The 5,336-nt window shown below is 38.0% G+C and carries 5 protein-coding genes and 1 riboswitch; of the genes, 1 reads left to right on the top strand and 4 read right to left on the bottom strand.

Translation table 11 applies throughout. The features are described 5' to 3' along the window. Nucleotides 1-138: 138 nt before the first annotated feature. The 4 genes from B371_RS0101780 to B371_RS0101765 form a co-directional block, all read right to left on the bottom strand. Nucleotides 139-966: a MetQ/NlpA family ABC transporter substrate-binding protein gene (locus tag B371_RS0101780; RefSeq protein ID WP_019412604.1), complete on the bottom strand. Its 828-nt coding sequence runs from the start codon at nt 964-966 to the stop codon at nt 139-141. 18 nt (nt 967-984) lie between these two features. Further along, a complete protein-coding gene (locus B371_RS0101775) occupies nt 985-1,656 on the bottom strand; it encodes a methionine ABC transporter permease (protein WP_019412603.1) in 672 nt (223 codons plus the stop codon). Further along, nucleotides 1,646-2,659 (bottom strand): methionine ABC transporter ATP-binding protein, encoded by a 1,014-nt coding sequence (locus B371_RS0101770; RefSeq protein ID WP_026022945.1) that lies wholly within the window; start codon nt 2,657-2,659, stop codon nt 1,646-1,648. Before B371_RS0101770 ends, B371_RS0101775 begins: the two co-directional genes overlap by 11 nt. Before the next feature lie 69 nt (nt 2,660-2,728). Continuing rightward, nucleotides 2,729-2,835, bottom strand: a riboswitch (SAM riboswitch). Nucleotides 2,836-2,896: 61 nt separating this feature from the next. Next, nucleotides 2,897-3,700, bottom strand: coding sequence for a carbon-nitrogen family hydrolase (locus tag B371_RS0101765; protein WP_019412601.1), 804 nt, complete (start codon nt 3,698-3,700; stop codon nt 2,897-2,899). Nucleotides 3,701-3,785: 85 nt separating this feature from the next. Here B371_RS0101765 and B371_RS0101760 point away from each other — a divergent pair, with 85 nt between their 5' ends. Continuing rightward, nucleotides 3,786-4,958 (top strand): pyridoxal phosphate-dependent aminotransferase, encoded by a 1,173-nt coding sequence (locus B371_RS0101760; RefSeq protein ID WP_019412600.1) that lies wholly within the window; start codon nt 3,786-3,788, stop codon nt 4,956-4,958. The last annotated feature ends 378 nt before the right edge of the window (nt 4,959-5,336 follow it).

The following is a 5,336-nucleotide window of genomic DNA, read 5'->3' as shown; positions in this document are numbered from 1 at the left end:
GATCCTTGCAACTTAAGTTGCAAGGATCTTGAAGCATATTATAGAAGTTAAAATTTCATTAGTAATCCAACTCTAGTTTACATAGATAATGCCTATCTACTAGTCTAAGTTACGCATTCCATAAGAGACATATTAGCCTTAACGACTTTCCATCCACTCTGGTTTGCCGAAGCCTACGAATTCAGCATCGATTATTTCTTCAAATTCTGCTGACTCAACTATTTCCACTAAGTCTTTCGCAAATTGTGAATCTTTGTTTTCAGTCTTTACAGCAACTAAGTTGCGGTATTGATCTGGCATATTTTCAAGAACTAAGGCATCCAATAAATCCATTTTTGCCGCTAGAGCGAAGTTTCCTGGTACTGCAGCTAAATCTGAACCATCTACCGCTCGAGGTAACCCGCCTGCTTCAATCGGCTGGAATACTAAGTTTTTCGTGTTTGTTGTAATATCTTTTTCAGAAACTGTTAACGGTTCTGAATTAGGATCTAATTCAATCAAGCCATGGTCTTGTAATATTAAAAATGTACGTGCAGCATTTACCGGATCATTTGGTATCGCAATCGTAGCACCATCTTCAATCTCTTCGATTGAATTAAATTTATTTGAGTAAATCCCCATTGGTGCAGTTGGTACAGTAATAAGTCCTTCTAACTCCATCTTGTTTTCTTTCGAAAAATTCTCTAAATAGATTGTATGTTGGAAAAGGTTCGCATCAATATCTCCATTATTTAATGCATTATTTGGTTGAATATAATCACTGAATTCAACAATTGTGACCTCGTACCCTTTTTCTTCTAGTGCCGGTTTAATCGCTTTATTTAACATATCACTATAAGGTCCAGCTGTACCGCCTAACTTAACAGATTTAACGTCATCGGCTGTACTAGATTCCTCGTCCCCACCGCAAGCAGCGAGTACTGTAATTAAGATAACTAAAATAATTGTAAATAATCCTTTTTTCATGTGTGTTTTCTCTCCCTATTATCGTTTATCTATTGCTTTTGACGTCCAGTCACCCAACAGTTGGATGAGTTGAACGAGAACAATTAATATTACAACCGTGACAATCATTATCGTATTGTCGTAACGGTAATATCCGAATCGTATCGCTAAATCGCCAATACCTCCACCACCTACAACACCTGCCATTGCCGAATAGGCTACAAGGCTAATGATGGTTAGTGTGATACCTTGTATAATACTTGATTTCGCTTCTGGTAATAATACATCCTTGATTATCATCCAAGGTGTTGCCCCTACTGCAACAGCAGCTTCAATGACTCCCTTATCAATTTCACGCAATGACGTTTCGACGATTCGGGCGAAAAACGGAATAGCTGCAACTGATAAGGAAACACTTGCGGCGGCTGGCCCAATCGTAGAACCTACGATTAATTTAGTTAAGGGAATTAGCGCAACTAACAAGATAATGAAAGGAACTGAACGTACCATGTTAACGATAAATCCAAGTGTGGTTTTCACAAATCGATTTTCTAAGAATAATCCTCGATCGGTAGTAAAAAGAATAATTCCGAGCGGTAATCCAATAATAAGTGAAACCGACAATGCTATCCCTATCATGTAAAGTGTTTGATTAAAAGCTAATGTAATATCAGGCAAAAGTTCAATCATATGCTGAAAATCAAAGCCCATTCTCAATCACCTCCACTTGCGCTCCACGGCTTTCCATATATGTGATGGCTCTCGAAATATTATCTGGCTGTCCTTGTATTTCCATTAAAAACAAACCTAGAGGCCTTTCTTGAATGTATTCAATCGAACCACGCAAAAAGTTTCCACTAACTTCAAATAGCTGAATGGTATCTGATATTACCCCTTCACCTGCCACGTCTCCTCTAAATAACACCTTCACAACCGAACCCTTACAGGCATCTAAAATCGATTTAGGCACATCGAACGAAACAACACTACTAATAAATTCTTTCGTTAACTCTGTTTGAGGTTTTGAGAAGATATCATATACATCTCCTTCCTCAATAATACGACCATCCTGCATAACCGCCATTCGATCACAAATCTCTTTTACTACATTCATTTCATGAGTGATTAACACAATTGTGATATTTAATTCTTTGTTGATTTTTTTCAGTAATCTTAAAATAGCTAATGTTGTATTTGGATCGAGTGCTGAAGTGGCTTCATCACACAGTAACACAGCGGGATCATTTGCTAGAGCGCGCGCTATGCCGACACGTTGCTTTTGCCCACCACTCAGTTGTGCTGGAAACACATCTCTCTTATCAGTTAACCCCACCATCTCTAGCAGTTCTGAAACACGTGATTTTATTTTTTCTTTCGGTGTACTTGCTGCCTTTAACGCAAATGCAATATTTTCGGCTACTGTCTTCTGACTAATTAAGTAAAAGTGTTGAAAAATCATACCAATTTTCAAACGTGCTTTTCGTAATTCCTTTCCATTCAATTTTGTCAGATCGGACCCGTTCACTTCAACCTGGCCACTTGTTGGCCTCTCTAGGAGATTGATACAGCGTAGTAGAGAACTTTTTCCTGCTCCTGAATACCCGACAATACCGAACACTTCACCTTTCTTAATATCAAGATTTACGTGATCCACACCAATCACAGTATTTTTTTTAGATTTATATTCTTTAGTTAAATCTTTTATATGTATCATCACAAGCTCCTTTTTTTGCATATAAAAAGTGCCCCTTTCATCATGAAAGAGACACCGAAAAATGGATTAGGGTTATCTTTCAGAATGAATCATTCTGCAGGAGTTGGCACCTTCCCAGTTATTCTGGGGGTTGCTGGACGTCATAGGGCCTATCCCTCGGTCTCTCTTGATAAATTACCATATTTAATTGTTTTGTTACTGAGACTAAATACTACGACGTTTTATTGAAAGTGTCAATCACTTTTTTAAATTTTCTAATAATGTTTTGTAAAGTGCCGGTCTGCGATCTTCATAGACTGGTATATGAGTACGGACTTCTTCAACTTGCGAAAAATCAACATCAATTAATGCGTACTCTTCCTGTTCAGTGCCGGTCCATAACACTTTACCCCATGGTGCAATAATCATCGATTGGCCATTAAAATGATTTTTCGGATCACTACCAGTTCGGTTTACTGCAATTACAAAGCATTGATTTTCAATTGCGCGAGCCTGTAGTAAGATCTTCCAATGGTCAATACGAGTATCCGGCCATTGTGCTGGTATGAAAAGCACCTTCGCTCCTGCTAATGCATGAGCCCTTAACCATTCAGGAAACCTCAAATCATAGCATATTACCCCACCAGCTTGAATAGAACCTAAAGAAAACACATTTTCTTTATTTCCTGCTTGTAAATACAGATGTTCATCCATCAAACGGAATAAATGTGCCTTATCATATTCACTAACGAACTTACCATCGTTTGCATAGACATACATCGTGTTATAGAAGTGGTCTCCTTTTTTCGTTGAAACCGAACCACCTACAATATATATATGATGTTTTCGCGCTAAATCTGATAAAAATTTTTTTGTTCGTTGTCCTTCTAAATCAGCGAGTCTTTCCAACTCTGTTAATGCATAAGCCGTATTCCACATCTCAGGTAAAACAACGAGCTCTGCGCCTTCTTTTACTACCTTCTCAATTAAAGTTTGGACGTTGCGAAAATTCTTTTCAGGATCAGCAAATGCAACGTCAAGCTGAATGCATGCGATTTTCATGATACACCACCTATAGACAAGTTACTCAAAAGGTTATAAGATTTGGCTGAGGAATGCAACTATTTTTAGAAAATGAGGAAACCCTATGGAACTATCAAACAAATTAAAACAACTACCCCCACAATTTTTTGCTTCTCTTGTACAGAAAGTAGGAGCAGCGGTAGCACAAGGACGAGATGTGATTAATTTAGGACAAGGTAACCCAGATCAACCAACTCCCCCACACATCGTAAAAGCATTACAAGAAGCTGTTGAAAACCCAGCTAATCATAAATATTCACCATTTCGAGGAATTGCCGAATTAAAACAAGCAGCAGCAGATTTTTATAAACGTGAATACAATGTCGATATTGACCCCTTAACGGAAGTAGCAGTATTATTCGGAACAAAAATCGGTCTAGTTGAATTGCCGATGGCCGTATTAAATCCAGGTGATTTGATGTTGCTTCCAGACCCTGGATATCCAGATTATTTATCAGGAGTGGTTATGGCTGATGTTCACTATGAAACGTTACCACTTATGGCAGAAAATAGTTTTCTACCTGACTACACTATGCTCTCAGATGAAAGTAAAGAACGAGCAAAACTCATGTATTTAAACTATCCAAACAATCCAACAGGTGCAACAGCAAACCTAGATTTCTTCAATGAAACCGTAGCGTTTGCAAAAGAAAATGACATTGCAGTTTCACATGACTTTGCCTATGGAGCCATTGGGTTTGATGGTGTAAAACCTGTTAGTTTCTTACAAGCAAAAGGTGCTAAGGACGTTGGTATTGAAATGTATACCTTATCTAAAACTTACAATATGGCCGGATGGCGAGTTGGATTTGCAGTTGGAAACTCACAACTAATAGAGGCTTTAAACTTGATCCAAGATCACATGTTTGTAAGTATATTCCCAGCCATACAGCATGCAGCTATTGCAGCTTTAACTGATAGCCAAGAATGTGTGAACGAGTTAGCAAATCGTTATGAGAACCGCCGTAACGTGTTAATAAATGCATGTAACCGCATCGGATGGCAAGTAGAGTCTCCTAAAGGCTCATTCTTTGCATGGCTACCCGTTCCCAAAGGCTATACAAGCCAAATGTTTGCAGATAAAATATTAGCTGAAGCAGACGTAGCTGTTGCTCCTGGAAATGGTTTCGGTAAGTTTGGGGAAGGTTATATCCGGGTTGGGTTATTAGTAGATGAACATCGTTTAGAAGAAGCCGTGGAACGTATTGGAAAATTAAATATTTTTACTAAAGCATAAGCTTTTAAGTCGAATTCCTAATTTGTTTTTTCTTATGTGGACAATTAGATGGATTAGCAAACGAAGCACGACTGTCTTCAGGATTTAATAATTTACACCACATTTCTTCGTTAATCGTAGACCTCCAAGTAATCTCTTTTTGGCTTCTTTAAATATAGAAATTTAACCATCCAAAAAACCGTTACCTTTTTACAGGTAACGGTTTTTCGTTTCTCTAGCAACGTCCTGTAAACGTAAGGGGAGATTTTATAACAGTCCTCTTCTCTTTACTCTTGATTTCTTCTCATTCTTTCTCACTATTTACTATAGATTAAAATTACACAAAAAAACCGATACCTTTTTACAGGTACCGGTGTTCTATTTGCCTAGCGACGTCCT

The sequence above is a fragment of the Paenisporosarcina sp. TG20 genome, from assembly GCF_000286315.1.
GTDB lineage: Bacteria > Bacillota > Bacilli > Bacillales_A > Planococcaceae > Paenisporosarcina.
This window is presented reverse-complemented; position numbering and strand designations above follow the sequence as displayed.

Excerpts from the sequence above, each read along its gene's own strand:
- B371_RS0101765 (WP_019412601.1), bottom strand. The coding sequence starts at position 3,700 with ATGAAAATCGCATGCATTCAGCTTGACGTTGCATTTGCTGATCCTGAA.
- B371_RS0101780 (WP_019412604.1), bottom strand. The coding sequence starts at position 966 with ATGAAAAAAGGATTATTTACAATTATTTTAGTTATCTTAATTACAGTA.
- B371_RS0101775 (WP_019412603.1), bottom strand. The coding sequence starts at position 1,656 with ATGGGCTTTGATTTTCAGCATATGATTGAACTTTTGCCTGATATTACA.
- B371_RS0101770 (WP_026022945.1), bottom strand. The coding sequence starts at position 2,659 with ATGATACATATAAAAGATTTAACTAAAGAATATAAATCTAAAAAAAAT.
- B371_RS0101760 (WP_019412600.1), top strand. The coding sequence starts at position 3,786 with ATGGAACTATCAAACAAATTAAAACAACTACCCCCACAATTTTTTGCT.